Source organism: Acidovorax sp. Leaf73, from assembly GCF_916855635.1.
GTDB classification, from domain to species: Bacteria; Pseudomonadota; Gammaproteobacteria; order Burkholderiales; family Burkholderiaceae_C; genus Acidovorax; species Acidovorax facilis.
Window position 1 is genome coordinate 183407 of record NZ_CAKASI010000001.1, and the last position, 24355, is coordinate 207761.

The following is a 24355-nucleotide window of genomic DNA, read 5'->3' on the forward strand; positions in this document are numbered from 1 at the left end:
ATGTTTCGCATAATTTGAGAGTGTGCGGCACCCAGGTACCGTCAGTTCAACTTTTGCAACCCTGGTCAACGGTGCCGAGATTGGTCGCCCGACTGCCGGTGCCGCTGGAACAAGCTGCAGATGCGGGAAGGGTTGCCAGTGAGAAGAGTGGGCAGCTTCTACGTTTACACCGATGACCGGCTGCTATCGTGAATGCGGCGTGGTTTGCTATGATTTTGATACCGCATAAGCCGATCTATCAAGCGCTAGCAGGCGTTTTGGCCAGAACTCCAATGCTGGCCTCGTCAGACATGACTACCGCAGCTTGGAGAGACTGCTGCAAGTACGAGAAGGCGTCTTACTCCGTTCCTTCAGATCTCTTGGCACACCATTCAGAGTATGGGAGTTTGGACTTGCTGCTGCGGTACTCGGCCATGAGGTCGAGCTGTCGATCAAAGCCGACTTCTTTACGTTGTAACGACAAGAAGCGGTCCTCTTTCTGCTCTCTGGTTTGAAGATAGGCGACTGAACGAAAGCCGTTCATCTTCCACTCCCCTTTTCTCAAGGGATAGGGGCCCGGAGTGCCTTTTCGTCTGGGCATGTGGCCGAGTTGAATGAAGGACATCTCGATCATGGTTCCAGCCAGTACCCCAACGACCTCGTCTATCGAATCTGCTAGCTCCAGATGCTCTTTGCCGTTTTGCAAACATCGAGATACCTCCAGCATCCATTCGTCGTCATAGATCTCCACGGAGTCTTTTACGGATAGTTCAACCGCTTTTAATGTCCTGTCTGCATATTTACGCCAAGTTCCGACGTGATTGGATTCTTTTAGTGCGTACCACGCACCACTCCCAAAAAGATCTTCGAGCGCAGATTTCACGGAGAGATATTTGGTGTATTCGTTCATGACGAGGCTGCAATGGTTAGTTGGTTCTCTCAATACGCCATTCGACGGGTCGACCCATCTTTCAAGTCGAGCAGTTGTACCGCTAGTTGCTCTGAAGGCAGATGCGACCTCTTTGGACCGTTGAAGATGGGTTTTCGCAGTCGCACTTGTGCAGCCCGACTTCGCGTCATCGCCACCCAATCCCAAACTTCTTAACCCGATAAGCCATCGTCGCCCGGCTAATCCCCAACAACCGCCCCGCCAGCGCCACATTCCCCCCCGCACTCTGCAGCGCCTGCCGCAGCATCTGCTCCTCCGCCTGGTGCAGCGGAGCCACCACGGGCGCAGCGGCTGGCGCTAGCGCCGCACCAGCCCGCGCACTCGCCGCCACAGCCGCCTGTGGGGTTTGCACCGCAGCCCCCACACCCGCCACCCCCTGCGCATGCAACGTCCCCCCGCTGTTGCCCTGCAAGTGCAGCGACATCACTCCGCCGCCGCTTTGTTCACCCCCCGCAAACAGGTGGTGCGGCTCAATCGGCTCGCCATCCGTCGCCAAGATCACCGCCCGCTCAATCAGGTTCTGCAACTCGCGGATGTTGCCGGGGAAGGGGTAGTGAAACATCGCCTTCACCGCCGCCTGGCTAAAGCCCGGCACCTGGCGCTGGTGCTTGCGCTGGTAGTGGGCCAAGAAGTGGCTCATCAGCAGGGGGATGTCGTCGCGCCGGTCGCGCAGCGGGGGCAGGTGGATGGGGAAGACGTTGAGGCGGTAGAACAGATCCTCGCGGAACGTGCCTTCGCGGACGGCCTGGCGCAGGTCCACGTTGGTGGCGGCCACCAGGCGCACGTCCACGCGCACGGTGCGGGTGCCGCCCACACGTTCTACCTCGCCTTCTTGCAGGGCGCGCAGCAGCTTGCCCTGGGCCACCAGGCTGAGCGTGCCGATTTCGTCGAGGAAGAGGGTGCCGCCGTCCGCGCGCTCAAACCGGCCGGGGCGCGATGTGCCTGCGCCGGTGTAGGCGCCGCGCTCCACGCCAAACAGTTCGGATTCGACCAGCGTCTCAGGGATGGCCGCGCAGTTGATGGCTACAAAGGGCTGGCTGCTGCGCGGGCTGATGCGGTGGAGCATGCTGGCAAACATCTCCTTGCCCACGCCCGATTCGCCGGTGAACAGCACGGTGGCGGCGGTGGGGGCCACGCGCTGCAGCATGTGGCAGGCGGCGTTGAAGGCGGATGAGGCGCCGACCATGGTGGCGTGCGCCGTGGCCTCGGCGGCGGTGCCTGCATCGCTGGATGCCGTCGCCTTGCCCGGTGGCACGCCCAGGTAGGTTGTGCGGGCCTTGCCCTGCGCACCTGCAGGCATCGAGGTGGGCAGTGTGGCGGGCGGGGTGCCCACAAAGTCCTGGGCGTTCAGGTAGAACAGGTCTTGCTCGGGGTCATCCCACAGTTCGGCCGATTTGCCCACCACGCGGCAGTGCGCGGCGCCGGAGGAGCGGCAGTCCACCTCGCGGAAGACGATCATGCGGCCAAACAAGGTGCTGACGTAGCCGGTGGCGTAGCCCACCTGCATCCAGCACGCGGGCGATCCGCCCACGCCGTAGGCGGCGATGTGCTCGTCGTCTTCGCTGGAGTTGTGCCAGAGGAATTCGCCGTCGTATTCGCCCAGCTCGGCGTTGTAGCGGGCGTGCACCACCTCCACCTGCACCACGCCCTCCAGCGCGTGCAGGCGCGTGCCGGCCATGGCGGCGGCGGTGGGCTCGGCATCGGGCCATTGCTGGCGCACCAGGCGGGCGTCGCGCGCGCCGCTCACGTAGCCCGCGCGGGTGAGCAGGCCACGGGCCTTGTCCAGGCCAATGCTGTCGATCAGCTCGCGCCGCAGCGAGCCCAGGGCCTCGGAGTGCAGCAGGATCATGCGCTGATCCTGCAGCCAGATGCGCCCGTCGCCGGGCGAGAAGAACAGGCATTCGCTGATGTCGGCCACCGTGGGGTGGGTGTGCTGGCTGATGCCATGGGTGTCGAACCCACCCAGGGCGCGGGGGGCTTCGGCAGGCACGGTGCCCAGCAAGGCCTGGCCTTGGCCCACGGCAGTGCGGTGCAGGTCGGCCAGAGAGACGCGGCGCTTCGGCATGGGGGCCTCCGGTTGTGGATCAGAAAGTGATCAAAAAGTGATGATTTGATCAATCTTTGCAGTGCCATTTGTTTATGAATGGTAACTATTTGGTGGCGAAAAGTCGCCCATGTCAGACGTGTTTGGGCCTAGGGAAAGTCCGTAGCGCTCCCTCTCAAAAAGCCCGTTTTTCAGGCGTTTTGGGGCTTGGTGGCAGGCGGGGCTGGTACGCCCGTTGCAATTTGAGGTCACACCGCCGCAGCCATGCGGTGGGTTTTGATTTCAACCAAGGAGCAATGCAATGGGTGTTTCAGAAAAACCAGGCCTGCTGGACAACCGCCTGTGGGCGGGCAAGGCCTTTGATGGTGCGTGGTCTACCGTGCTGAGCACGGCGCGTGATGCGCTCGAGCCCGCCACGGGCCAGGTGTTCAGCCGCGTGGGCATTGCCAGTGCGGCCGACATGCAGGCCGCCATTGGCCGCGCGCAGCAAGCGCAGGCCGCGTGGGCGGCCACGGGGCCGCGCGAGCGTGCGGCCGTGTTCCACCGCGCAGCCAGCATTTTTGAGCAGCACTTTGACGAGCTGGCCATGACGGTGGCCCGCGAAACCGGCGGCATCGTGCCCAAGGGCCAGCACGAGGTGCGCGAGGCCATCACGCTGTGCCACCTGGCCGCAGCCTTGCCCATGCAGGCCCAGGGCCAGGTGCTGCCCAGCACGCCGGGACGCCTGTCGATTGCGCGGCGCGTGCCGCACGGGGTGGTGGGGGTGATCTCGCCGTTCAACTTCCCGCTCATCCTGGGCTTGCGCTCGGTGGCCCCGGCGCTGGCGCTGGGCAATGCGGTGGTGCTCAAGCCCGACACGCGCACGCCAGTGAGCGGTGGCTTCATCATGGCCCGCGTGTTTGAAGAAGCGGGCCTGCCCAAGGGCCTGCTGCAGGTGGTGCCCGGCGATGCCGAGGCGGGCGAGGCGCTGGTGGTGGACGAGCGCGTGCCCATGATCGCCTTCACCGGCTCGCCCACGGTGGGCCGCCGCATTGGCGCGTTGGCCGGGCAGCACCTGAAGAAGGTGTCGCTGGAGCTGGGCGGCGCCAACAACCTCATCATTCTGGAAGACGCCGACCTGGACGCCGCCGCCAGCGCCGCCGCGTTTGGCGCGTGGTTCCACCAGGGGCAGATCTGCATGGCATCCAACCGCATCCTGGTGCACGAGTCGATTGCCGAAGGCATCCTGCAACGCATGGTGGGTAAGGCCACGCACCTGCCCGTGGGCGATGGCGCCAGCGGCCAAGTGGCCCTGGGGCCGATGATCGACGCCAAACAGCTGCAACGCTTCGACAAGCTCATCAAAGACAGCGTGGCCCAGGGCGCCAAGCTCGAAGCGGGTGGCACCTACGAAGGCCTTGGCTACAAGCCCACGGTGCTCTCGGGCGTCAAGCCCGGCATCCGTTCGTTTGACGAAGAGCCTTTTGGCCCGGTGGCCAACCTCGTCACCTTCCGCACCGACGACGAGGCCGTGCAACTGGCCAACACCAGCCAGGGCGGCCTGGCGGCTGCCGTCATCAGCCCTAGCGTGGGTCGCGCCATGGCCATCGGCCAGCGCCTGCGCGCAGGCATGGTCCACATCAACGACCAGACGGTGAACGACGAGTGCACCAACCCCTTTGGCGGCCCCGGTGTGGGTGGCAACGGGGGCAGCGTGGGTGGTCCGGCGGACATCGATGAATACACGCAGTGGCAGTGGATCACGGTCAAAGACGCGCCGCCCGCATTCCCGTTCTGACATTGCAAGCCCTCGGGCGGCTTGGCCGCACCCATGGCTTGTGTCCACCCATCAAAAAAATCAGGAGACAACTTTCATGACCCTACACAACAAAACCATCGTCGTCACCGGCTGCTGCTCCGGCATCGGCGCAGACTTTGCCAAGCTTGCCCGCCAGCAGGGCGCCCGCGTGATCGGTGTGGACCGCAATGCGCCCACGCTCACGCTCGACGGCTTTGTGCAGGTGGACCTGGGCGACCCGGCCGCCATCAACGATGCTGTGGCGCAACTGCCTGCCAAGGTGGATGCGCTGGCCAACATTGCGGGCGTGCCCGGCACATCGCCCGCCGAGCTGGTCGGCCGCGTCAACTACCTGGGCCTGCGGCACTTCACACACCGCGTGCTGGAACGCATGGGCGAGGGCGGCTCCATCGTCAATATCTCTTCCATCCTGGGGGCCGAGTGGCCCCAGCGCCTGGAGCTGCACCGCGCACTGGGCGCCACCACCAGCTTTGATGAGGGCGCGAAGTGGCTGGCCGCTCACCCCGTGGCGCAAGACACCTGCTACCAGTACTTCAAGGAAGCGCTGATCGTGTGGACCTACACCCAGTCGCAAAAGATCTTCCTGGAGCGCGGCGTGCGCATGAACTGCGTGGCCCCAGGCCCCGTGTTCACGCCCATCCTGGGCGACTTTGTACAGATGCTGGGCCAGGAGCGGGTGGAGAAAGACGCGCACCGCATGAAGCGCCCGGCGTTCAGTGACGAAGTGGCGCCGGTGATTGCCTTCCTGTGCAGCGACGCGGCACGCTGGGTGAGCGGCATCAACCTGCCGGTGGATGGCGGGCTCGCCTCTACCTACCTCTGAGCGAAGGGGCCACACATGTCCGCACAACAGCTTGAGGCCATCTTGCAGATGGCCGCGCAAAACCCGCCGCCACCACAAGCCACCCCCGCGCAGCTGCGTGCGTGGTTTGATGCCAGCAACTCGCGAATGCCCCTGGCCCAGGGGCTTCCCATCCAGACGCTGCGCATCCCCAACGGGGCGGGCGGCACCATGGCGGCGGAGCTGCTGAGCACGCCGCAGGCGGACCCGCGCAGGCTGGTCATCTACTACCACGCGGGTGGCTTTGTGTTCGGCTCGCTTACATCACACCGGGCGCTGTGCTCGTATCTCGCGCAGTTCAGCGGTGCACAGGTGCTGAACGTGGACTACCGGCTGGCACCAGAGCACCCCGCGCCCGCCGCGCACGACGATGCTCTGGCGGCCTACCAGTGGGCGCTGGCCAACGGCTATGCCGCGTCGGCCATCGCGCTGATGGGTGACTCGGCGGGCGGTAACCTGGCCTTGTCCACGGCCGTGCGTGCACGCAACCAGGGCCTGCCCCTGCCCGCGGCCATCGTCGCCTTGTCACCCGCGTTGGACCTGGCGTCCGAAGGTGTGTCCCACCACACGGTGGACGACCCGTTCATCACGCGCGAGCTCATGGGCTTTTTCAACGCCATGTACGTGCCCGGTGGCGATGTGCGTTCACCCACAGTCACGCCGTTCTACAGCGCCGATCTGCAAGGGTTGCCCCCTGTGCAACTGCAAGTGGGCGGCTGGGAACGCCTGCGCGACGACGCCGTGACCATGGCCGCCCGCTTGAAGGCGGCGGGCGTGCAAGCGGACTGCACCGTGTGGGACGGCATGGTGCATTGCTGGCAGCTTTTTGCGCCCGCGCTGGATGAAGCGCTGGCCTCGCTGGAGCAGGCGGGCCGGTTCATTGCCGCGCACCAGCGCACGGCGGTGGCGGCTGCTGCATAGCGCAGCGGCGTCCTCCAGCCCCAACCACCCCAGGGCCGACGCACCGGCCGCGCCCCACCGGCACAGGCCGGGGCGCGAGCCTGCGCGCCACCCAGCCATGGCCTGCGCGGAGCCACAGAAAACCGATCGACATAACAACGAGGAGACAAACGACATGAAAACGCTGCAGAGACTGAAAGCATCGCTCCCCAAAACAAGCCGCCTCGCCGCGCTGGCCCTGGCCAGCACGCTGGGTGCAGCGGCCTTCGCCACCGAGGGCGGGGGCTCCACCTACCCGCTGGGCACTGAGAACTTCGTGGCAGGCGCTGCGCCGCCGCCTGGGCTGTATGTGCTGGAGTACGTCAACTACTACACCACCAGTCGCGTGAACGATGGCCAGGGCAACGCCGTGCCCATCCCCGGTTTCAAGGTGCGTGCCGTCGCCGCTGCCACACGCGTGATCTGGATCACGCCCCAGGAGGCGCTGGGCGGCCATGTGGCGGCCCACGCCATCTTCCCGCTGGTGGACCTGTCGGTGCGCGCCGGGGGCGCTAGCGATTCGCGCACCGGACTGGGCGATGTGACGGTGGGGGGCTCGGTGGCCTGGCACCACTCCCCGCAGCTTCACAGCGTGCTGGGGCTCGATGCCGTGCTGCCCACCGGGGCGTATGACCGCACGCGCCAGGCCAACATTGGGCGCAACTACCTGTCGCTGCAGCCCCTGGGCGTGCTGACCTGGATGGACCCCAGTGGCTTCAACGGCGACGTGAAGGCCACCCTCAACTTCAACCGCACCAACAGCGACACCAACTACCGCTCGGGCCGTGAACTCATCGTGGACTACGCCGCAGGCTGGGGCCTGGGCAATGGCTGGGTAGTGGGTGTGGGCGGCTATGTCTACCGGCAGTGGAGCGACGACAAGGTGGGCGGTGTGGCGCTGGCGGGATCGCGTGGCCGCAGCCAGTCCATCGGCCCCTCGGTGCGCTACGCCAATGGCAAGGGCTGGCTCATCACCGCCAAGGTGGAAAAGGAGTTCGGCGTGCGCAACCGTGCGCAGGGCTCGCAGTTCTGGCTCAAGACCACCATCCCTTTCTGAAATTTCAACGAATCGCTGGAGACATATTCCATGACAACCAACACTCCTGAATCCACTGTGGCCGCCTCAGACATTGCGCAGGTCGTATCCTGCACCATCTCGCGCCGTGGGCTAATCGCTGCTGCAGGCGCTGGTGGCCTGGCGCTGGGTGCCGGCCCGCTGTGGGCCCAGGCCGCAGGCGCAGCGCCCGTGCTCAAGGTCGGCTTCATCAGCCCCCGCACCGGCCCGCTGGGCGCCCTGGGCGAAACCGACACCTTCATCCTGGCCCAGGTGCGCAAGACGCTGGCTGCAGGCCTGACCATTGGCGGCGTGAAGTACGCGGTGGAGATCCTGGACCGCGACACGCAGTCGGACCCGGCCCGCGCCAGCCAGTTGGCCAAGGCGCTGATCAACAGCGACAAGATCGACCTCATGCTCACCACCACCACACCCGAAACGGTGAACCCGGTGTCGGATGCGTGTGAGGCGGCGGGCGTGCCCTGCCTGTCTACGGTGATGCCGTGGGAGGCCTGGTACTTTGGCCGGGGCGCCAAGCCCGGCGCGCCATCGCCCTTCAAGTGGACGTACCACTTCTCGTTTGGCGGCGGCAGCTTCACCACGTCGTACACCTCGCAGTTTTCTGCGCTGCCCACCAACAAGAAGATTGGCGTGCTGTACCCCAACGATGCCGACGGCAACGCGATTCGCGCCACGCTGGCGCCTGAGCTCGCCAAGGCGGGCTTCACCGTGGTGGACGCCGGGCCGTATGAGAACGGCACCACCGACTACTCAGCACAGATCGCCAAGTTCAAGGCCGAGCGCTGCGAGATCTTCAACACCTTCCCCATTCCGCCAGACTTCGCCACCTTCTGGCGGCAGGCGGCGCAGCAGGGCTACACGCGCATGGTGAAGATTGCGCAGATCGCGAAGACGGGCCTTGTGCCCTCGCAGGTGGAGGCCCTGGGCCCGCTGGCGCTGAACCTAGGCGCTGGATGCTTCTGGCACAAGAGCTTTCCCTACGCGTCAGCGCTCACAGGCCTCACGGGCGTGCAGCTGGCCGATGCGTATGAGGCCAGCACCGGCAAGCAGTGGACACAGATGCTGGGCTCCACCATGTCGCTGTTCGATGCAGGCACCGAGGCGCTCAAAGCCAGCACCAACCCGCGCGACAAGGCGGCGCTGGCCAAGGCCATCAGCACGCTCAAGGCCACCACCATGCAAGGCCCGGTGGACTTTGCCAAGGGGCCTGTGCCCAACGTGTCGGTGACACCGGTGGTGGGCGCGCAGTGGGTCAAGCCCGCAGCGGGCAGCAAGTTCAAGCTCGACCTCCTCATCACCGAGAACGCCACCGACCGCAACATCCCCGTGGCGGCGGCGCTCAAGTCTTACAGCTGATCTCCATGCGACATCCACAACCCCTTTGGAGCCCGCCAACGGGCGGGCCAGAGCAGCAGCCGTTACTACTGCAGGCGCAGGACATCGACATGCGATTTGGTGCGCTCAAAGTGCTGAATCAGCTCGATTTTTCAGTGGGCAGTGACGAGGCCGTGGGCATCGTCGGGCCCAACGGTGCGGGCAAGACCACGCTGCTGAACGTGTTGGCCGGAGCGTTTGCGCCAAGTCAGGGCACCGTCTGGTTCCAGGGGGTGGATGTGAGCGCCCGCAGTGCGGCAGACCGCTGCCGTGCAGGTATTGCGCGCACCCACCAGGTGCCCCGTCCGTTCCTGGGCATGACGGTGTTTGAAAACGTGCTCACCGGCGCCACGCATGGCGCGGCCCTGCACGCCCGCGACGCGGGTGACCGGGCCATGGAGTGCCTGCGCCTGTGTGGCATGGAGGCGCTGGCCAACCGCCGTGCCGAAACTCTGGGCCTGCTGGGCCGCAAGCGGCTGGAGCTGGTGCGGGCGCTGGCCACCGGCCCCCAGGTGCTGCTGCTCGACGAGATCGGCGGCGGGCTGACCGATGCTGAGGCCAGTGAACTGGTGGACCTGGTGCGCACCCTTCGCAGCCAGCGCATCGCCATCGTCTGGATCGAACACATGGTGCATGTGCTGCTGCAGGTGGCCACACGCCTGGTGTGCATGGATGGCGGGCGGATCATTGCCAGCGGCGACCCGCAGGCCGTGCTGAACGATGCCACCGTGGTCGAGGCCTATCTGGGCGGGGTGGCGGCATGAGCGTGTTGTTGAGTATTGACAACCTGAACGCCCACCACGGGCAGCTGCCTGCCGTGCGCAATGTGTCGCTGCAGGTGCACCAGAGCGACGTCCTGGCCCTGGTGGGGGCCAACGGCGCGGGCAAGACCACGCTGCTGCGCACGCTGGCCGGTGCCCACCGCGCCAGCAGCGGCACGGTGCGGTGGGACGGTGTGGACATCACCCGCCTGCCCGCCCACCAGCGTGTGGCTGAGGGCCTGGCCCTGGTGCCCGAGGGGCGGCGCCTGTTTGCGGGCATGACCGTGCGCGAAAACCTGCTGGTGGCCCGCGCGGCGGGCCGGCGCGGACAGTGGAGTTTTGACACCGTGCTGGACGCTTTCCCGCAGCTGGCCCCCAAGCTGAATGCCAAAGCGGGCGAGCTGTCGGGCGGGCAACAACAGGCCGTGGCCATTGGCCGCGCGCTCATGACCAACCCGCGCGTGCTGCTGCTCGACGAGGTCTCGCTGGGCCTGTCGCCCCTGGCCGTGCAGGGCGTGTACGACGCGCTGCGTGGCGTGGTGGGGCAGGGCACTACGCTGGTATTGGTGGAGCAGGATTTGCAGCGCGTGCAGGCCGTGGCCAGCCGCATTGTCTGCATGCTCGAAGGCAGCGTGGTGGCCGATGCGCCCGCCAACCAGCTCACCCGTGCGCAGATCACCGCGTTTTACTTTGGCGCGCAGCGGCCCGAACCTGCGCCCGTCAGCCACACCACGGGCAGTGCCGACGGCGAAGCTGCCAACCACGCGAGCCACGTCCACCCCGCCCACAAGGAGGCCGCATGAACCTTCTCAATCAGATCGTCCAGGGCCTATTGCTCGGCGGCTACTACGCCTTGCTCGCCTGCGGCCTGTCGTTCATGTTCGGGGTGATGCGCATCATCAACCTGGCCCACGGCAGCCTGACCGTGGTGGCGGCCTACCTGCTGTGGGTGCTGGCCGAACCGATGGGCTGGCATCCGCTGCTGGCCCTGTTGGCGGTGGTGCCTGCCATGGCGCTGCTGGGCTGGCTGCTGCACAAGCTGGTGCTGGAGCGCAGCGCGCGCCTGGGCGCCCTGGTGCCGCTGCTGGCCACGTTTGGCCTGGCCAGCGTGATCGACAACGTGTTGTTCCAGCACTTTGGCGCCGACACGCGTTCGCTGGCCACCTCGATCGGCACGCTGGCGTACGACAGCTGGGAGCTGCCCGGCGGCCTATATGTCGGGCAGCTGCCCACCTTGGTGCTGGTGCTGGCGGTGCTGCTGCTGGGCGGGTTGCACGCGATGCTGGCGCACACGGCGCTGGGGCGGCAGATCCGCGCAGCGTCGGAAGACGCCGACACCGCGCGCCTGGTGGGCGTGCGCACCGGTACGGTGTTTGCGGCGGCCTCGGCCATCACCATGGTCACCGTCACGCTGGCCGGGGCGTCGCTGGCCCTTCGCGCCACGTTCGATCCGTTCTCGGGCCCGCAGCAACTGATCTTTGCGTTTGAGGCCGTCATCATCGGCGGCGCGGGATCGCTGTGGGGCACCTTGCTGGGCGGCGTGGTGCTGGGCGTGGCGCAGAACCTGGGGGCGCAGGTGCATCCCCAGGGGTTTCTGATCGCCGGGCACGCCACTTTTTTGGTCATCCTGCTGGCCAGGCTCTACGCGAGCGGTGCGCTGCGCAGGTTCTTCTCCTCCCGCCGCAGGGCTGTGCCATGACTGTTCCAACGATCTCTGTTCCTTTCGCAATCACGGGCCCATCCCCATGGGTCATCCAGCGCTGGACGCGCGCGTCCATCGCCTTCGCCAGTGCCACCGTGCTGCTGTTGGCCGTGCTTTGCCTGGGCCCACTGTGGCTGCAAGCAGGCACGGTAGACCGGCTCACCACGCTGTTCATCTACGTGATCCTGGCCGTGATGTGGAACGCGCTGGCGGGCTACGCCGGGCTGGTGTCGATTGGTCACCAGGCGTTCTTTGGCCTCGGCGCCTACGCCATGGTGCGGCTGGCCGATGCGGGCCTGGGGCCGTACCCGGCGCTGCTGGTGGGCGCTGTGCTGGTGGCGCTGGTGGCGGTGCCGTTGGCGGCCTTCATGCTGCGGCTGCAGGGTGGCGAATTTGCGATCGGCATGTGGGTGGTAGCGGCGCTTGCGCACCTGTGTGTGAACCTCGACAGCCTGGTGCAGGGCGAGACGGGCACCTCGATGATCGCGCTGCAGCAGTACGCGGCCGACGACCGGCGTGCCTATACCTACTGGGCGGCTCTCGCTGCGATGGCGGGGCTGTGCTGGGTGGTCTTCCTGCTTTTGCGCAGCAAGGTGGGCACGGCCGCGCAGGCGATTCGTGACAACGAGGTGGCAGCCATCTCGCTCGGCGTGCGCGTGGTCGCCATCAAGCGGCTGGTGTTCGTGCTGTCGGCGTTCGGCTGCGCCCTGGCCGGCGGCCTGTGGCTCGCCACGTCCATCAGCTTTCAGCCCAAGACCTATTTCAGCGTGCAGTGGACGGCCTACATGATCTTCATGGTGTTGGTGGGGGGGATAGGCACCATGGAAGGCCCCATCCTCGGCGCGCTGCTTTTCTTTGCGGTGGAAACGCTATGGGGCGGGCAGGGCGTGCTCTACCTCATCGGCCTGGGCGCCATTGCCATGCTGTTTGCGCTGTTTTTGCCCAGGGGCATATGGGGGGCGGTGCAGCAGCGCTGGGATGTGCACCTGCTGTCGGCGGGGTACCGGGTGCGTCTAGGCACGTCGCACACGGTGGATGGAGGTTAGGGCCTCTTCGCACTGGCGAAAAATAGTGTGAACAGAGGCCCTAGTCCACGGCAGGGCCGGGCGCGCGAAGGGCCGCGCAGAGGCGCAACGGCGCGCCCTCAGTCCTCGCCCTGCAACCCCTCGGCGAGCGCCTCAAACACCACCCGAATCCGCCGCGAGGTGCGCAGCTCGCGGTGGGACACCAGCCAGATGGGAAAGCGCACTGGCGGCAGGTCGTCCAGCACCCGGACCATGCCCGGCGTCTTGCGCGCGATCTCGGTCATCATGGCGCCGATGCCCATGCCTTGGCACACCAGCGCCCAGTGGGCCACGGTGTGGTCGGAGTAGCAGCTGAAGTTGTCCTCGCTCAGGTTTAGCCCGTGCTGGCGCAGGTACGCCAGGTATTGGCCATTGCGGTCTGAGCCCACAAAGGGCAAGCGTGCGGCCTCCTGTGCGTTGCGTGGATGGCCGTGGGCCTGGACCCAGTCCTCTGAGGCGTAGAAGTAGGCCTGTGCCTCACGGATCAGGCGAGCGATCAGGTCGGGCTGCTCGGGCTTGACGTGGCGGATGGCAATGTCGGCCTCGCGGCGCAGCAGGTCGCTCAGCGCGTTGGACGAGATCACTTCGACGGCAATGCCTGGCTCCTGCGCGCGCAGGCGCTGCACGATGGGCGGCAGCAGGTAGGCGGCCACGGCGTCGGTGGCCGACACCGACACCACGCCCCCTACCGCTTGCGACCGCCCGCTAGCCGCCAAGCCCAGCGCCTCGGCGGCAGCGCCCATGGCGCGGGCGTGTTCCAACAGGTCCAGCCCCGTGGGCGTGAGCACCATGGCCTTGCCCACGCGCTCGAACAGCGTCACCCCCATCTGCTGCTCAATGGCGGCCACCTGCCGGCTCAGGGTGGGTTGGGTCAGGCCCAGCTTGCGCGCGGCGGCAGACAGTGAGCCGGTCTGGGCCGTTTGCAGAAAGGCTTTCAGCTGATTCCAGTCGAGGTTATCCATGCGTAAATGTATATGTTCACTGCAATTTACCGCAGTTTCCTGCGCTTCAATGCATGGATAGCATCCAGGTGTTGTTCGTTGCATTCCTGCATTCCACCGCCTCAGCACTTCCCCCGAACCGTATCCATGTCTTTGCCCGCCATTGCTCCCGCCTCCAGCGCTTCTCCCTCTGCGGTACGTTCGGCTGCGGCGTCCCAAGCGCGGTTCTGGGACCGCATCGCGCCCAAGTACGCAGCCGACCCCATTGCCGACCTGGCGGGGTATGAGGCCACACTGCAGCGTGTGCAGGGCCTGCTGTCCACCCAGCATGACGTGCTGGAGATCGGCTGCGGCACGGGCAGCACGGCGCTGCGCCTGGCGCCTTTCACCCGCAGCTTGCTGGCCACCGATGTCTCGCCCCAGATGATTGCCATTGCCCACCAGCGGCTGGCCGCGCAGCCCTCGCCACAGCTGAGTTTTGCCGTGGCCGACGCCGAGGCCGCGACCTTTGGGAAGGCTGCGTACGACGCGGTGCTGGCCTTCAACGTGCTGCACCTGGCGAGCGACCTCGACGGTGCGCTGAAGCAGGTGGTGCAGGTGCTGCGGCCGGGTGGGGTGCTGATCTCCAAGACGGCTTGCCTTGCCGAGATGAACCCGCTGATTCCCTACCTGGCCGTGCCGCTGATGCGCGCCATTGGCAAGGCCCCGCCCGTGCTGTGTTTTGGCGAACAGCGGCTGCAGTCGGCCATGGTGCAGCAGGGCTTGCAGATCGTCTGCGCCGAGCGGCATGGCACGCGCGGCAAGGACATCCGTGCCTTTGTCGTGGCCCGCAAACCGGGCTGATCTTTCCTCCTCCTTTCACCGCAACGCATGCGGCCCTTTTTGGGGACGCAGGGAGTTGTTTTGCCTGCTGGTTTTTGCCGAGCCGTTTTGTTCATTCCCCATTGAGCCCAAGGAGCCTGTCATGTCTGTTTCTTCCCACTCATCGCACCGCACCCGCTTTGTTCGCTGGTCTGCCGGGGCGCTGACCCTGGCGCTCTTCGCCGGTTGCGCTTCCACCCTCGACCAGTCGGGCCTGGAGCAGCGCACAGCGCAAGCCATCGGGCGGACTGCCGACCAGTTCACCATCACCGATCGCCAGGAGGAAACCGGTGGCCGGGTCAACTACACCGTCAACACCCGCGACGGCGCCACCTACCGGTGCTACGTGTACGGCGCCACAGGCTTTCAGAAGGCCATGAGCTTTGGGCAAACACCCCATTCCGACGCCATCTGCACAGCCATGGTGGGCAGCAAGAGCGGTAGCAGCAGCCCTGCAGCCGCAGCGCCAGCAGCAGCCACGGCGCCTGCCGCCCGTGGCCGCAATGCCAGCCCCGAGTGCAACGCCTTGCTGAAAGCGGCCGGGCGGTGCTGATGTTTGCGCTCCCACCTTCCACGCAGCCCCGTACGCAGAACGCCATGAAGGTGATCCACACCACCTTGTTGATGGCTGCGGCCTGGCTGCCCCTGGCGGCCAGCGCTGCCGACCTGCGGGTTGTCGTGACCGACGGCCCCGCTGCGCCAGCAACGCTCTACCTCGCCGTGTTTGACTCGGCCGATGCATTTGCCAGCAACCAGGCGGTGGTCTCGCAAAAGATCGAACTGCGCGACGGTGCCGCGCAGCTGGTGTTCAGTGGCTTGCCCGCCGGGCGCTACGTGGTCAAGTCGTTTGCCGACGAAAACGGCAACGCCAAGCTGGACACCAACCTGCTTGGCCTGCCCACAGAGCGGTATGGCTTCTCCAACGACGCCCGGGGCCGGATGGGCCCGCCCGGTTTCGACGCGGCGGCCGTGCCGCTGGATGCCGACCACAGCATCACCATCCGCCTGCGCTGAACCCCCTGGAGGCGTACTCATGTCCATCCATCGCCGTGATCTGGTGCTGCGGCTCATGGCCGCTGGCGGCGGCCCCTTGCTTGCGTCCCTGGCATCCCAGGTGCCCCGCGCGGCGCACGCGCATGCGTCTTCCGCCAACTGGCACACCCAGTTCGAGGCGTCCGAGGCGCCGTGGAAGCCGGCGTTTGCCACTGCGGCGGCAGACATTCCTCTGACAGCAGCCAGGGTGCGCGGGCGCTTTCCGGATGCCGTGGCGGGCACGTTGTACCGCGTGGGCCCGGCGGGCCACGACCTGGGCGGAGAGCGCTACCAGCACTGGTTTGACGGCGACGGGATGGCCCACCGTTTTGTGATCGGCGGCACCATGGTGCACCACCAGGGCCGCTATGTGGCCACCTCCAAGCGGCTGGCTGAAGTCCAGGCGGGCCGCAGGCTGACCGAAGGCTTTGGCACCGTGTTCCCGGGCCGCGAGCCACCCAGCTCGCCCGACAGCATGAACGCCGCCAACATCAGCATGCTGCCCGTGGGTGACGATGTGCTGGCTCTGTGGGAGGGCGGCTCGGCCACGCGCCTGGACCCCCGCACGCTGGAGACCCGGGGCCTCAAGACCTGGCGCGCAGACCTGGCAGGCGTGCCCTTCTCGGCCCACCCCCGGGTGGAGCCCGACGGCACGATCTGGAACTTCGGCGTGGACGCCCACCACGGCCTGTTGTTGCTGTACGAGATCGCTCCAGCAGGAGCGCTGCGGCGCGCCGAGGCGTTCCCGCTCAGCCACATGCCCATGGTGCACGACTTTGCGGTCACGGCCGGGCACCTCGTCTTTCTGCTGCCCCCGCTGGTGTACGACGCGCAGCGCCGCCTGGCCGGGGCGAGCGTGCTGGACGCGCACCAATGGCGCCCCGAGCTGGGCATGCGTGTGCTGGTGGTCCACAAGCAGGACTGGAAGCGGCAGCAGATGTTCCACTTGCCTGCGGGTTTCCTGTTCCACCTGGGCAACGCCTGGGAGGAGCACACCGCCAGTGGCACGGTGATTCACCTCGACTACGCGCGCGCAGCCGACGCATCCGGCGTCCTCACCGACACGCGCGAGGTGATGCGCGCCCGGCTGGCGGGTTCGGCAGGCCCGGTGCTGACGGTGGCCCGCCTGGACTTACGCACCGGCCAGGCCACGCAGGCCAGCCTGGGTGTGGAGGCGGAGTTTCCGCGCATCGACCCCCGGCGGGTCGGGCAGCGGCACCGCCAGGTCGTCCATGCCACCGGCACCCAGGGCGGCCTGCCGCTGTGGGGCGCCATTGCCTCCACCAACGTAGAGACCGGCGTGTCGCAGCGCTTCCGCTACGGCCCCCACACCATCGTGGAAGAGCATGTCTGGGTGCCCGACGCGCGCGGCCCCGGCTGGGTGCTGGGCACCGCGCTGGACTACGCCCGCAAGCAAACCCTGCTGTCGTGTTTTGCCGCCGACGCGCTGGCCGACGGCCCCGTGGCCCAGGCCACGCTGCCGTATGCGCTGCCGCTGGGGCTGCACGGCGTGTTTGTGGCGGCCTGATGCGCTGCCTTGGCGTGCCCCCGGCAGGTTTTCAAAGGCCCTGGCTTGCACCCGCAAGCGCGGCGGCTTCACTCAACAAAATAGTCAAGGCGAAATGAAAAGATGGCGGTTGGCGGGCTTGTGGTTGTCCGTGTGTCTGGCGGGCTGTGCCACGGTGCCCGGCGTGGTGACTGACTCGGCGGGCGGGCGCACGGTAGAACACGCCCTGGCAGGGCAGGGTGCACCGGTGGTGGTGTTCGAGAACGGGCTGGGGGCAAGCCTCGATTGGTGGGCCAAGGTCTGGCCAGACACCGTGCAGGAGACCACCGCGCTGGCCTACAACCGCGCAGGCTACGGCCACAGCGAGGCATCGCCAGGCCCCCGCGACGGCGCCCATGTGGTGGAGGAACTGCGGGCGCTGCTCAAGTCCCGCAAGCTGCCGCCACCCTACGTGCTGGTGGGCCATTCGCTGGGCGGCTTGTACATGCAGCTCTTTGCGCGCCAATACCCCGGCGAGGTGGCCGCGCTGGTGCTGGTGGACTCCACCCACCCCGACCAGATGCGAGGGGCTGGCAACCCAGACCTGTGGCCGACATGGCTGAAAGTGGCGTTCCGCCTGAGCACCTCTGACGTAGTCAAGCAGGAGCTGGCAGCGCTGGATGCCACCGGGCAACTCGTTGCCAGCCTGCCGGTGGACCCCGCTGTGCCCGTGTTTGTGCTCAGCGCGCTGCGCACCCCGGGGGCTTCCCCTGCACTGGCCGACGATGTGCACCGAAAACGCGCCGACATCGCGCACCTCTATCCAGGCTCCACCCAGGTGTGGGTGGACAGCGGGCACGGCATCCCCCTGGAGAAGCCCGAGGCGGTGGTGCAGGCGATTCGCGATGCGGTGCAGGCCGCCCGTGCCTCTCAGGCGGCCCGCGCTGCTGCGCCGGGGTGCGCAACTGCGGCAGGCGGGTTGCCGGGTGCGTGCACACAGGGCGTGCAATCTGGTGGGTAATTGATTGCTATAAATTAAATAGCTAACAATGAATACAGACGGGCGGTAAGCATCTTTTTTACTCAAAAAACCCGCGTTGCCTGCCCCAAGCCGGTGGCTAGGGTGCACAGGCAAGGGCAGGCCGTGTGCCGTCACTCGCCCCAGAACGCGTCTTCCTGTGCCGGATCGCTGGAGAACAGGCGAACCTCGACGATCTTTCCATCCACGATGTGCAGCAGATCCACACCCGCCTGCTGGAGCGTGAGGCCGTCGCGGTCGCCTGCAAACTCGATGCTCACGGCCACCCAGTCTCCGTTGGCCATGTAGTGGTCGGCCCGGGTGATCGCAAACGTTCCTTTCGACACGGCCATCATCTGGCCCAGCATCTGGCCCACGGCTGCCATGCCACGGTGGGTGCCCGAGAACTGGTTGTGGCCCGGCTGGTGCCAAACCACGTCGGGCGAGATGACGCGGCCGAGGGTAGCCTGGTCGCCGGTTTGTGCGGCTTGGATGTAGGTTTTGGCGATTTCAATGGCGTGCATGGGGATTCCTTGGTGGTTTTGGGGCAACGCCCCTTGTGGCGCTGTGAAGTCATTGTTGGACAATAAAAACCCCAGCAGGCGGTGAAAATGGGGCGATTTACTGTCACTTCAGGACAAACCTCTGCACCCGCCGTTGCTGACCCATGACCCCACGCCACCACAAACCCACCGCAGCCCGCCACCCCGACATCCAGCACCTGAGCTACCAGCCCGAGGGGCTGTACCCGCTCGACCTGGAGATATTCCGGGTATCGGACTTGCGGCAACGGGTGGGCGGTGAGGCGCTGGCGTCCACCTACCGCTACGCCTTTCCGACCCTGATCTTTGTGACGCAGGGAACCTGCCTCCACCTGGTGGACTTCGAGCACGTGCGCTGCGGCCCGGGCTCGGTGTTGGTCCTGCGGCCCGGCAAAGCCCACAGTTTTGGAGACACCCAGGACTGGGACGGGTGGATGGTGCTGTTCCGCCCCGAATTTCTGTGGGCAGCGGCCCCCGCCGCGCAGGCGCAGACCCCTCTCGACGGGCTGGACGGCCTGCCGACCGCGTGGGCGCTGGGCAGCGTCAGCGCGCCGGTGATTGCCCACGCCATTGCGCAGATGCACCAGGACACGCAGACCCACGCCGCATCGCTGCATGCCCATGCCCTGTTGCGCTATCAGCTCTATGCGTTGCTGACGCGGCTGCGCATGGCGCACGAGCAGCAATCTGCGCAGCGCGTTCCTCCGGGGCGCGCGCTGCAGAGATTCAAGGCGTTTGAGTTGCTGGTGGAGAAGCACTTTGCCACCTGGCACCAACTGCCCCGGTACGCACAGCAGCTGGGCTGCTCCGAGAAAAGCCTGGTGCGCGCGTCGCTGGAAGCAGCCGGAGTCACGCCCAAGGCCTTCATTTCCGCCCGCGTCGTTCTGGAGGCCAAGCGCCTGCTGGCCCATACCACCTGGCCGGTGGCGCGCGTCGCCGAGGGGCTGGGCTATAGCGATCTGGCGAACTTCGCCAAGTTCTTCAAGCGGGAGGCGGGGTGCACCCCGACCGAATTTCGCAGCAGGCAGACGGCCAATCAACAGGAGATGGCGGGGCGCATGCAGGCAACGGCTTCGCTCCCGATTCACCCACGGCCCACAGCCTGAACGGCCCGGCCGACGCGCCGGGGCATGCCCTGCCCGAGACGCACGGCGCCCGCAGCTGCGCAGCCAGCAAGCTACCCAAGCAGTTGGACTGTGCGCGGGTCTTTTTCCCCGCCGAAATACTTTTGCAGCACCGCCTCGAACACGCTGCCCGGCGCAGAAGCTTCGCCAAACAGCGTCATGCTGGAACGCAGCTTGAGGTCGTCTGGCGAGCCCAACACATCCAGCGCACAAGACGTCTCCAAATCCAGCAGGATCTGGCAGCACTCGCGCAGGCGCCCGGCAAGCACCGGGTGCGCCAGGTAAGCCTGCGCCTCGGCCATCGATTGAATGGCATAGCGCTGGGCCATGTCGCTGTGCCCCAGCCCCTGTATCTGCGGAAACACAAACCACATCCAATGCGTGCGCTTTTTGCCCGCCCGCAGCTCAGCGATCACACGGGGCCAGACGGGCTCCTGGGCTTGGAGGAAACGGTCGAGAACTGGGGGGAGGGGCATGCTGGATTGGGTGGTGGGCTGGTTGCAGTGGATGGTGACTGCGAACCCGTGGCAGGGCAAGAATTGAATGGTGATGGCAGTGCAGGGGAGGGGGCGCGTGCGCGTGACACGCAGTCAGACCCCATGCCAGAATGAACCGATGAGCACCACCACCTCCTCCTTCCAATCCAACGCAGACGGCACCCAGGTCACCACCTACACCTGGGCCCAAACCCCGGGCCAACCAGTGGGCGTTGTTCAAATCTCTCACGGCCTTGCCGAGCATGGCGAGCGCTACGACCGCTTTGCGCGGGCCCTGAACGTCGCAGGCTTCATCGTCCACGCCGTGGACCATCGCGGCCACGGGCGCACTGCCGGTGGCAAGCTGGGCGACTTTGGCAGCGCTGGTTTCAGCGGCCTCATTGCCGACGTGGCCCAGTTCGGCGCACTGCTGCGCGCGCAGCACGCTGGCCTGCCGCTCTTCCTGTTCGGGCACTCCATGGGCTCCTTCGCAGCGCAGGCGGCCATCCTCGACCACTCTTCCACCTGGTCCGGCGTCATCCTGTCAGGCTCCACCGCCCTGGACCTGTTCGCCGCTGCCATGGCCAACGCCCCCGCCGATGCGCCCACAGGGCTCGCCGCATTCAACGCTGGCTTTGAGCACCGCACCGGCTACGAATGGCTGTCGCGCGACGTTGCAGAGGTCGATGCCTACGTGGCCGACCCGTGGTGCGGTTGGGACGTGCCACCCGATGTGATCCCCTCACTCTTCGCCCCCGCGCCCCGGCTGGCCGACCCCGTGCTGCTCGCGCGTATCCGCAGCGACTTGCCCATCCTCATCGCATCCGGCGACGCAGACCCGCTGGCTGCAGGCGGGGTCTTATTGGAGCAACTGGGGCAGCGGTACCGGGATGCCGGTGTGACCGATGTGACGGTCAAGCTGTACCCGGCGGCGCGGCATGAAATCTTGAATGAGACCAATCGGGATGAGGTGACGGGGGATGTGGTGGCGTGGCTGCGGGCGCGTTCCCGCATTGCGTAGTCACGGCTCCCGTAACAGCAGTCTGTTGAAGCGGCTCCCACGCCAGTTCATGCGAACAGCTCTGCCACCCTTTCCAGGAATGCCTGCATGTTCAGCTCGGCATCCAGCGTTTCGCGGGTGATGACGTCGGCGTTCCCGTGGCGCACGCCGTACTCAATGCGAAGCTGCATTTGGCCGTCGTCGTCCAGTCCGTTTTCGTAGCCCATGCGGAACATGCGTGATATGTTGCCGCGGCGAGCGAGTGCCAGGAATCGATGCTCGTCGAGGCTCGTGATGGGTGGAAAGCAAAGGCACACCACTTTGATCGCGCCCTCACCAGCCCTGCCGGGCAGAGTGGTCACATGGCATCCGAGGCCGTCCGGGGGGATGCGCCCGGAGCTAGGCAATGTGGCGGCCTTCTCTTGCCACACGCGCGTGAGCTCGGAAGCACCATCCGGACCGGCGAACCTGGCCCAAAAGCCGCCTGGGTCTTTGCGCAGGTCCTGGTGCAAGGCTTCGGTCACTTCATAGTGGTGGCAGCGCCGCCCGCGCGGGTCGGGGGTGTGGGATTGCAGCGATGCCGGAATAGCGCGCAGCGCGGCCCGCCAGGCAGCTATGTCGTTCCAGCGGACCAGTGGCGGCGTGTGGGCTAGCGTGGCGCGCACGGCCGCCAGGGCCTCGCGTTCTTGAGGGGCGCGCCAGTAGCTGCTCTGCTGCCAGTGGTCCTCCAGCTCGCGGGCGATGTTGGTTGTAAGTGGGTTGCCATTGAGGTGGGCAATGACGAGGCGCTGCGCATGCGGAAAGGCCTCTTCACGCAGGCTGCGCGAGCCGTCGGAGCCGTCGGGGCGGTCCGACCAGGTGTACGCGTTGCGGTAGGGAGTACGCACCGTGTCGGCACTGGCGTCGTTGAGCAGTTGGTCCAGCCCATGCAGGTCAGTGCACAGACCCGCCAGGGGCAGAACCCGACCACATACCAGCGCAAGGACCGCTGGCAATTGCGATAGACGTTCGAGTGTCCACCGGTGCAGGGAGCCCGGCCCGGGCTCGAAGAACGCCATGCCCAGCTCGAAGGCGGTGTCCTGGTGAGGCTCGGGGCCCAGGGCTTGTGCCAGCACAGCGGTACAAGCGTCATGCCACACACGCAGGGTCAGGTTCAGCACTTCATAGCGCATCAGATTGACGATCAGCACTTGCCGCACCGCACCAAACCGTCGGGCGAGGACGATGGGCGCGTCGGGCTTGTCGGGTGGTGCAGCTTCCAGCTCAAAACCGCTGCTCGCCATAGCGCGCGCCAGGGCAGGGGCCAAAACTTCTCGCACCTCGCTCTCGCCGCGCAGCGCATCTGGCGGGCGCGCGCCCCAGGGCAGCTTTTCTGCGGGCGCCACAGGCGTGGCGGCTTGCGCGAACTCGGTCGGCACTACCCGGCCATCGGGCAGAAAACCTACGCCCAGCGTTGCGTCATACGCTACCAATCCCAGTGCACCGGCAATCTCCACAGCCGCCCGGTATGCAGGCATCTCATCCACGTTCGGGAGGTCAAACTGCCATGCCGCGCGACGGCAGGCGTTGGCCTGCTGCAAGGGCGTGGTGCGGCCCGCGTCCTTGAAGCGATCCTCGAACCGCAGCGCGAACTCGACAAAGCGCAGGTTCTTGCCATCGGCACGCGCGTGCAGTAACTCGCGCATGGCCTCCAGCGCCGCAAAGCTCTCAGGCAGCGGCAGGGCATGGCGATTGGGGTCGAAGAGGTGAAGGCTAGAGGGCATGGCTGAGCGAATACAAAGGGTTGGCTCGCGCAGCTTAGCCGGGATCAAGGCCGGGCAGCTTCGCCGCACGAGAGGGACTTCACGCTCGCGTCGCGTAGCAGCATGCTGGCCTCCCGCTCTTCCTGTTCGGCCACTCCATGAGCTAGTTCGCAGCGCAGGCGGCCATCCTGGACCATGCGTCCACCTGGTCTGGCGTCATCCTGTCAGGCTCCACCGCCCTTGACCTGTTCGCCGCCGGCATGGCCAACGCCCCCTCCGATGCGCCCGCCGGGCTCGCTGCTTTCAACGCAGGCTTCGAGCATCGCACCGGCTACGAATGGCTGTCGCGCGATGCTGCGGAGGTAGACGCTTACGTGGCTGACCCATGGTGCGGTTGGGACGTGCCAGACGACGTGATCCCATCGCTTTTCGCGCCTGCGCCCCGGCTGGCCGACTCGGCGCTGCTCGCGCGCATCCGCAGCGACTTGCCCATCCTGATTGCATCCGGCGACGCGGACCCGCTGGCCGCAGCCGGGGTATTGATTCAGCAACTGGGGCAGCGGTAGCGGGATGCCGGTGTGACCGATGTGATGGTCAAGCTGTACCCTGCGGCGCGCATGAGATCTTGAATGAGTCCAATCGGGTTGAGGTGACGGGGGATGTTGTGGCGTGGCTGCGAGCGCGTTGACTTCGCGTAGTCGATGCTCGACGCCGTGGCGGCGATCTGGTCATGCCTGCTTTCGGCCACTAGCAGCCGGTGGCGGCAGGTGAAAGCGGGTGCTCAACTCCCAAGGTAAGCGGTGCCGAAAGGAGTGTAGCGAGTGGAGGGCACCAACAAAGCCATGGGCTTTGTTGGCGTCCGGTTGACCGACCAGTTAGGTAAACGTTTTGACATTACTCGCCTTCCACGACGTATGGTTCGGTAGATTTGTACAGAACAGACCTAGCTACGCGCTTCTTGAAGCCGATTTTTTGTCGAAGATAGTAGGTAAAAGCAGCCACGAGCTCTGGTGGAGCTCTGGGATCAAGCAACACGCTATCGATTAAGCGGTGAGGATTTATTGGAATCTTGATGCCCTCTCGCGCGCTCTTGCGGTTCGCCTCTGGCGCATGTAGGAGTACCCGGAACTCAGCTTCATGATCGAATGCTTCTCTCTTGAGAAATAGCGCATCCATGGCGCGCTGTACTTCGAAATGTTGCTGAAGGTCATCTCGAAGTGCAGCGAACTCTTTGTTTATCTTGTACTGACTTTCGTACCTTACTGACTCCATACGGAGGGTGTAGCCGCGCTCCTTGGCTACGGTTGTGACTTGCTGGCGAAGTAATTTTGTACTTGTTGATATACGGACACCCAGGTGGTTGGGTGAGTAGATTCGCCACATTGCATCCGACACCCCCTTTGTGCACCAGCATTGGCCAAAGATCTGGTGACTTTGGTTGTGCTTTAAGCGAACCTCGTATGGATCGTCCCATGACGACGGATGCGCCAAGTGCAACTGTTCCTTCTCGAAGATCTGGACCACACGGTCAAAGCTGAGGATCCGATACAAGCGGCCTGCCGATGAACTCATGTTTGCCTAACGTCCCAGCTAACCGGCGGCAACGT

At 65.9% G+C, this 24355-nt stretch carries 24 protein-coding genes; 17 read left to right on the plus strand and 7 right to left on the minus strand.

The window, feature by feature from the left end; genetic code table 11:
* Window positions 1-337 precede the first annotated feature (337 nt).
* A complete protein-coding gene (locus tag LPA35_RS00925; RefSeq protein ID WP_228894500.1) occupies window positions 338-889 on the minus strand; it encodes a hypothetical protein in 552 nt (183 codons plus the stop codon).
* Between the two features lie 166 nt (window positions 890-1055).
* Window positions 1056-2993, minus strand: coding sequence for a sigma-54-dependent Fis family transcriptional regulator (locus tag LPA35_RS00930; RefSeq protein WP_228894501.1), 1938 nt, complete (start codon window positions 2991-2993; stop codon window positions 1056-1058).
* Between the two features lie 280 nt (window positions 2994-3273).
* Between LPA35_RS00930 and LPA35_RS00935 the strand changes: the two genes are divergently transcribed.
* The 9 genes from LPA35_RS00935 to LPA35_RS00975 all read left to right on the plus strand — a co-directional run bounded on the left by LPA35_RS00935 (window position 3274) and on the right by LPA35_RS00975 (window position 12508).
* Entirely contained in the window at window positions 3274-4749 is a 1476-nt protein-coding gene (locus LPA35_RS00935) for a benzaldehyde dehydrogenase (RefSeq protein ID WP_228894502.1), read from the plus strand.
* Between the two features lie 76 nt (window positions 4750-4825).
* Window positions 4826-5593 carry a coniferyl-alcohol dehydrogenase gene (locus LPA35_RS00940; RefSeq protein WP_121419575.1) on the plus strand — a complete coding sequence of 256 codons (768 nt, stop codon included), beginning with the start codon at window positions 4826-4828 and terminating at the stop codon, window positions 5591-5593.
* A gap of 15 nt (window positions 5594-5608) precedes the next feature.
* Window positions 5609-6532 (plus strand): alpha/beta hydrolase, encoded by a 924-nt coding sequence (locus tag LPA35_RS00945; RefSeq protein ID WP_218299310.1) that lies wholly within the window; start codon window positions 5609-5611, stop codon window positions 6530-6532.
* Between the two features lie 154 nt (window positions 6533-6686).
* The gene (locus LPA35_RS00950) at window positions 6687-7607 is read left to right on the plus strand and encodes a transporter (protein WP_228894503.1); all 921 of its coding nucleotides are present in this window, start codon (window positions 6687-6689) and stop codon (window positions 7605-7607) included.
* A gap of 30 nt (window positions 7608-7637) precedes the next feature.
* Window positions 7638-8981, plus strand: a complete 1344-nt coding sequence (locus LPA35_RS00955) for an ABC transporter substrate-binding protein (RefSeq protein WP_228894504.1) — start codon at window positions 7638-7640, stop codon at window positions 8979-8981.
* A 5-nt stretch (window positions 8982-8986) separates the two neighbouring features.
* The gene (locus LPA35_RS00960; RefSeq protein ID WP_228894505.1) at window positions 8987-9763 is read left to right on the plus strand and encodes an ABC transporter ATP-binding protein; all 777 of its coding nucleotides are present in this window, start codon (window positions 8987-8989) and stop codon (window positions 9761-9763) included.
* Between the two features lie 2 nt (window positions 9764-9765).
* Entirely contained in the window at window positions 9766-10563 is a 798-nt protein-coding gene (locus LPA35_RS00965) for an ABC transporter ATP-binding protein (protein ID WP_228895896.1), read from the plus strand.
* Window positions 10560-11459, plus strand: a complete 900-nt coding sequence (locus LPA35_RS00970; RefSeq protein ID WP_010460501.1) for a branched-chain amino acid ABC transporter permease — start codon at window positions 10560-10562, stop codon at window positions 11457-11459. Before LPA35_RS00965 ends, LPA35_RS00970 begins: the two co-directional genes overlap by 4 nt.
* The gene (locus LPA35_RS00975) at window positions 11456-12508 is read left to right on the plus strand and encodes a branched-chain amino acid ABC transporter permease (protein ID WP_228894506.1); all 1053 of its coding nucleotides are present in this window, start codon (window positions 11456-11458) and stop codon (window positions 12506-12508) included. The genes LPA35_RS00970 and LPA35_RS00975 overlap by 4 nt, the downstream gene beginning before the upstream one ends.
* 98 nt (window positions 12509-12606) lie before the next feature.
* Here the strand turns inward: LPA35_RS00975 and LPA35_RS00980 are convergent, their stop codons facing one another.
* Window positions 12607-13488 (minus strand): LysR family transcriptional regulator, encoded by an 882-nt coding sequence (locus LPA35_RS00980; protein ID WP_121506966.1) that lies wholly within the window; start codon window positions 13486-13488, stop codon window positions 12607-12609.
* 126 nt (window positions 13489-13614) lie between these two features.
* Here LPA35_RS00980 and LPA35_RS00985 point away from each other — a divergent pair, with 126 nt between their 5' ends.
* The 5 genes from LPA35_RS00985 (at window position 13615) to LPA35_RS01005 (ending at window position 17867) form a co-directional block, all read left to right on the plus strand.
* Entirely contained in the window at window positions 13615-14310 is a 696-nt protein-coding gene (locus LPA35_RS00985) for a class I SAM-dependent methyltransferase (protein WP_228894507.1), read from the plus strand.
* A gap of 121 nt (window positions 14311-14431) precedes the next feature.
* Window positions 14432-14881 (plus strand): hypothetical protein, encoded by a 450-nt coding sequence (locus LPA35_RS00990; protein WP_228894509.1) that lies wholly within the window; start codon window positions 14432-14434, stop codon window positions 14879-14881.
* Between the two features lie 44 nt (window positions 14882-14925).
* Window positions 14926-15342, plus strand: coding sequence for a DUF2141 domain-containing protein (locus tag LPA35_RS00995; protein ID WP_228894517.1), 417 nt, complete (start codon window positions 14926-14928; stop codon window positions 15340-15342).
* 25 nt (window positions 15343-15367) lie between these two features.
* Window positions 15368-16888 carry a carotenoid oxygenase family protein gene (locus tag LPA35_RS01000; RefSeq protein WP_228895898.1) on the plus strand — a complete coding sequence of 507 codons (1521 nt, stop codon included), beginning with the start codon at window positions 15368-15370 and terminating at the stop codon, window positions 16886-16888.
* A 94-nt stretch (window positions 16889-16982) separates the two neighbouring features.
* Window positions 16983-17867, plus strand: coding sequence for an alpha/beta fold hydrolase (locus tag LPA35_RS01005; RefSeq protein WP_228894518.1), 885 nt, complete (start codon window positions 16983-16985; stop codon window positions 17865-17867).
* Window positions 17868-17998: 131 nt separating this feature from the next.
* Here the strand turns inward: LPA35_RS01005 and LPA35_RS01010 are convergent, their stop codons facing one another.
* Window positions 17999-18388 carry a nuclear transport factor 2 family protein gene (locus LPA35_RS01010; RefSeq protein ID WP_228894522.1) on the minus strand — a complete coding sequence of 130 codons (390 nt, stop codon included), beginning with the start codon at window positions 18386-18388 and terminating at the stop codon, window positions 17999-18001.
* A 143-nt stretch (window positions 18389-18531) separates the two neighbouring features.
* On the opposite strand from LPA35_RS01010, the gene LPA35_RS01015 reads away from it, so the two are divergent.
* Window positions 18532-19512, plus strand: coding sequence for an AraC family transcriptional regulator (locus LPA35_RS01015; RefSeq protein ID WP_228894528.1), 981 nt, complete (start codon window positions 18532-18534; stop codon window positions 19510-19512).
* A gap of 71 nt (window positions 19513-19583) precedes the next feature.
* Here the strand turns inward: LPA35_RS01015 and LPA35_RS01020 are convergent, their stop codons facing one another.
* Entirely contained in the window at window positions 19584-20006 is a 423-nt protein-coding gene (locus LPA35_RS01020) for a DUF1810 domain-containing protein (RefSeq protein ID WP_228894530.1), read from the minus strand.
* Window positions 20007-20145: 139 nt separating this feature from the next.
* On the opposite strand from LPA35_RS01020, the gene LPA35_RS01025 reads away from it, so the two are divergent.
* Window positions 20146-21027, plus strand: a complete 882-nt coding sequence (locus LPA35_RS01025; protein ID WP_228894531.1) for an alpha/beta hydrolase — start codon at window positions 20146-20148, stop codon at window positions 21025-21027.
* A 47-nt stretch (window positions 21028-21074) separates the two neighbouring features.
* Here the strand turns inward: LPA35_RS01025 and LPA35_RS01030 are convergent, their stop codons facing one another.
* A complete protein-coding gene (locus tag LPA35_RS01030; RefSeq protein WP_228894533.1) occupies window positions 21075-22769 on the minus strand; it encodes a hypothetical protein in 1695 nt (564 codons plus the stop codon).
* Between the two features lie 200 nt (window positions 22770-22969).
* On the opposite strand from LPA35_RS01030, the gene LPA35_RS01035 reads away from it, so the two are divergent.
* Complete coding sequence (locus LPA35_RS01035; protein ID WP_228895899.1) at window positions 22970-23314, plus strand: hypothetical protein; 345 nt, start codon at window positions 22970-22972, stop codon at window positions 23312-23314.
* Window positions 23315-23642: 328 nt separating this feature from the next.
* Here the strand turns inward: LPA35_RS01035 and LPA35_RS01040 are convergent, their stop codons facing one another.
* Window positions 23643-24320, minus strand: coding sequence for a DUF2971 domain-containing protein (locus tag LPA35_RS01040; protein ID WP_228894534.1), 678 nt, complete (start codon window positions 24318-24320; stop codon window positions 23643-23645).
* Window positions 24321-24355 lie beyond the last annotated feature (35 nt).

What these genes read in the sequence shown, in the direction of transcription:
- LPA35_RS01030 (WP_228894533.1), bottom strand. Translation starts at nt 22,769, where the DNA reads ATGCCCTCTAGCCTTCACCTCTTCGACCCCAATCGCCATGCCCTGCCG.
- LPA35_RS01010 (WP_228894522.1), bottom strand. Translation starts at nt 18,388, where the DNA reads ATGCACGCCATTGAAATCGCCAAAACCTACATCCAAGCCGCACAAACC.
- LPA35_RS01020 (WP_228894530.1), bottom strand. Translation starts at nt 20,006, where the DNA reads ATGCCCCTCCCCCCAGTTCTCGACCGTTTCCTCCAAGCCCAGGAGCCC.
- LPA35_RS00985 (WP_228894507.1), top strand. Translation starts at nt 13,615, where the DNA reads ATGTCTTTGCCCGCCATTGCTCCCGCCTCCAGCGCTTCTCCCTCTGCG.
- LPA35_RS00940 (WP_121419575.1), top strand. Translation starts at nt 4,826, where the DNA reads ATGACCCTACACAACAAAACCATCGTCGTCACCGGCTGCTGCTCCGGC.
- LPA35_RS00955 (WP_228894504.1), top strand. Translation starts at nt 7,638, where the DNA reads ATGACAACCAACACTCCTGAATCCACTGTGGCCGCCTCAGACATTGCG.
- LPA35_RS01005 (WP_228894518.1), top strand. Translation starts at nt 16,983, where the DNA reads ATGAAAAGATGGCGGTTGGCGGGCTTGTGGTTGTCCGTGTGTCTGGCG.
- LPA35_RS00945 (WP_218299310.1), top strand. Translation starts at nt 5,609, where the DNA reads ATGTCCGCACAACAGCTTGAGGCCATCTTGCAGATGGCCGCGCAAAAC.
- LPA35_RS00925 (WP_228894500.1), bottom strand. Translation starts at nt 889, where the DNA reads ATGAACGAATACACCAAATATCTCTCCGTGAAATCTGCGCTCGAAGAT.
- LPA35_RS00995 (WP_228894517.1), top strand. Translation starts at nt 14,926, where the DNA reads ATGAAGGTGATCCACACCACCTTGTTGATGGCTGCGGCCTGGCTGCCC.
- LPA35_RS00930 (WP_228894501.1), bottom strand. Translation starts at nt 2,993, where the DNA reads ATGCCGAAGCGCCGCGTCTCTCTGGCCGACCTGCACCGCACTGCCGTG.
- LPA35_RS01025 (WP_228894531.1), top strand. Translation starts at nt 20,146, where the DNA reads ATGAGCACCACCACCTCCTCCTTCCAATCCAACGCAGACGGCACCCAG.
- LPA35_RS00970 (WP_010460501.1), top strand. Translation starts at nt 10,560, where the DNA reads ATGAACCTTCTCAATCAGATCGTCCAGGGCCTATTGCTCGGCGGCTAC.
- LPA35_RS00990 (WP_228894509.1), top strand. Translation starts at nt 14,432, where the DNA reads ATGTCTGTTTCTTCCCACTCATCGCACCGCACCCGCTTTGTTCGCTGG.
- LPA35_RS00935 (WP_228894502.1), top strand. Translation starts at nt 3,274, where the DNA reads ATGGGTGTTTCAGAAAAACCAGGCCTGCTGGACAACCGCCTGTGGGCG.
- LPA35_RS00960 (WP_228894505.1), top strand. Translation starts at nt 8,987, where the DNA reads ATGCGACATCCACAACCCCTTTGGAGCCCGCCAACGGGCGGGCCAGAG.
- LPA35_RS00980 (WP_121506966.1), bottom strand. Translation starts at nt 13,488, where the DNA reads ATGGATAACCTCGACTGGAATCAGCTGAAAGCCTTTCTGCAAACGGCC.
- LPA35_RS00975 (WP_228894506.1), top strand. Translation starts at nt 11,456, where the DNA reads ATGACTGTTCCAACGATCTCTGTTCCTTTCGCAATCACGGGCCCATCC.
- LPA35_RS01015 (WP_228894528.1), top strand. Translation starts at nt 18,532, where the DNA reads ATGACCCCACGCCACCACAAACCCACCGCAGCCCGCCACCCCGACATC.
- LPA35_RS01040 (WP_228894534.1), bottom strand. Translation starts at nt 24,320, where the DNA reads ATGAGTTCATCGGCAGGCCGCTTGTATCGGATCCTCAGCTTTGACCGT.
- LPA35_RS00950 (WP_228894503.1), top strand. Translation starts at nt 6,687, where the DNA reads ATGAAAACGCTGCAGAGACTGAAAGCATCGCTCCCCAAAACAAGCCGC.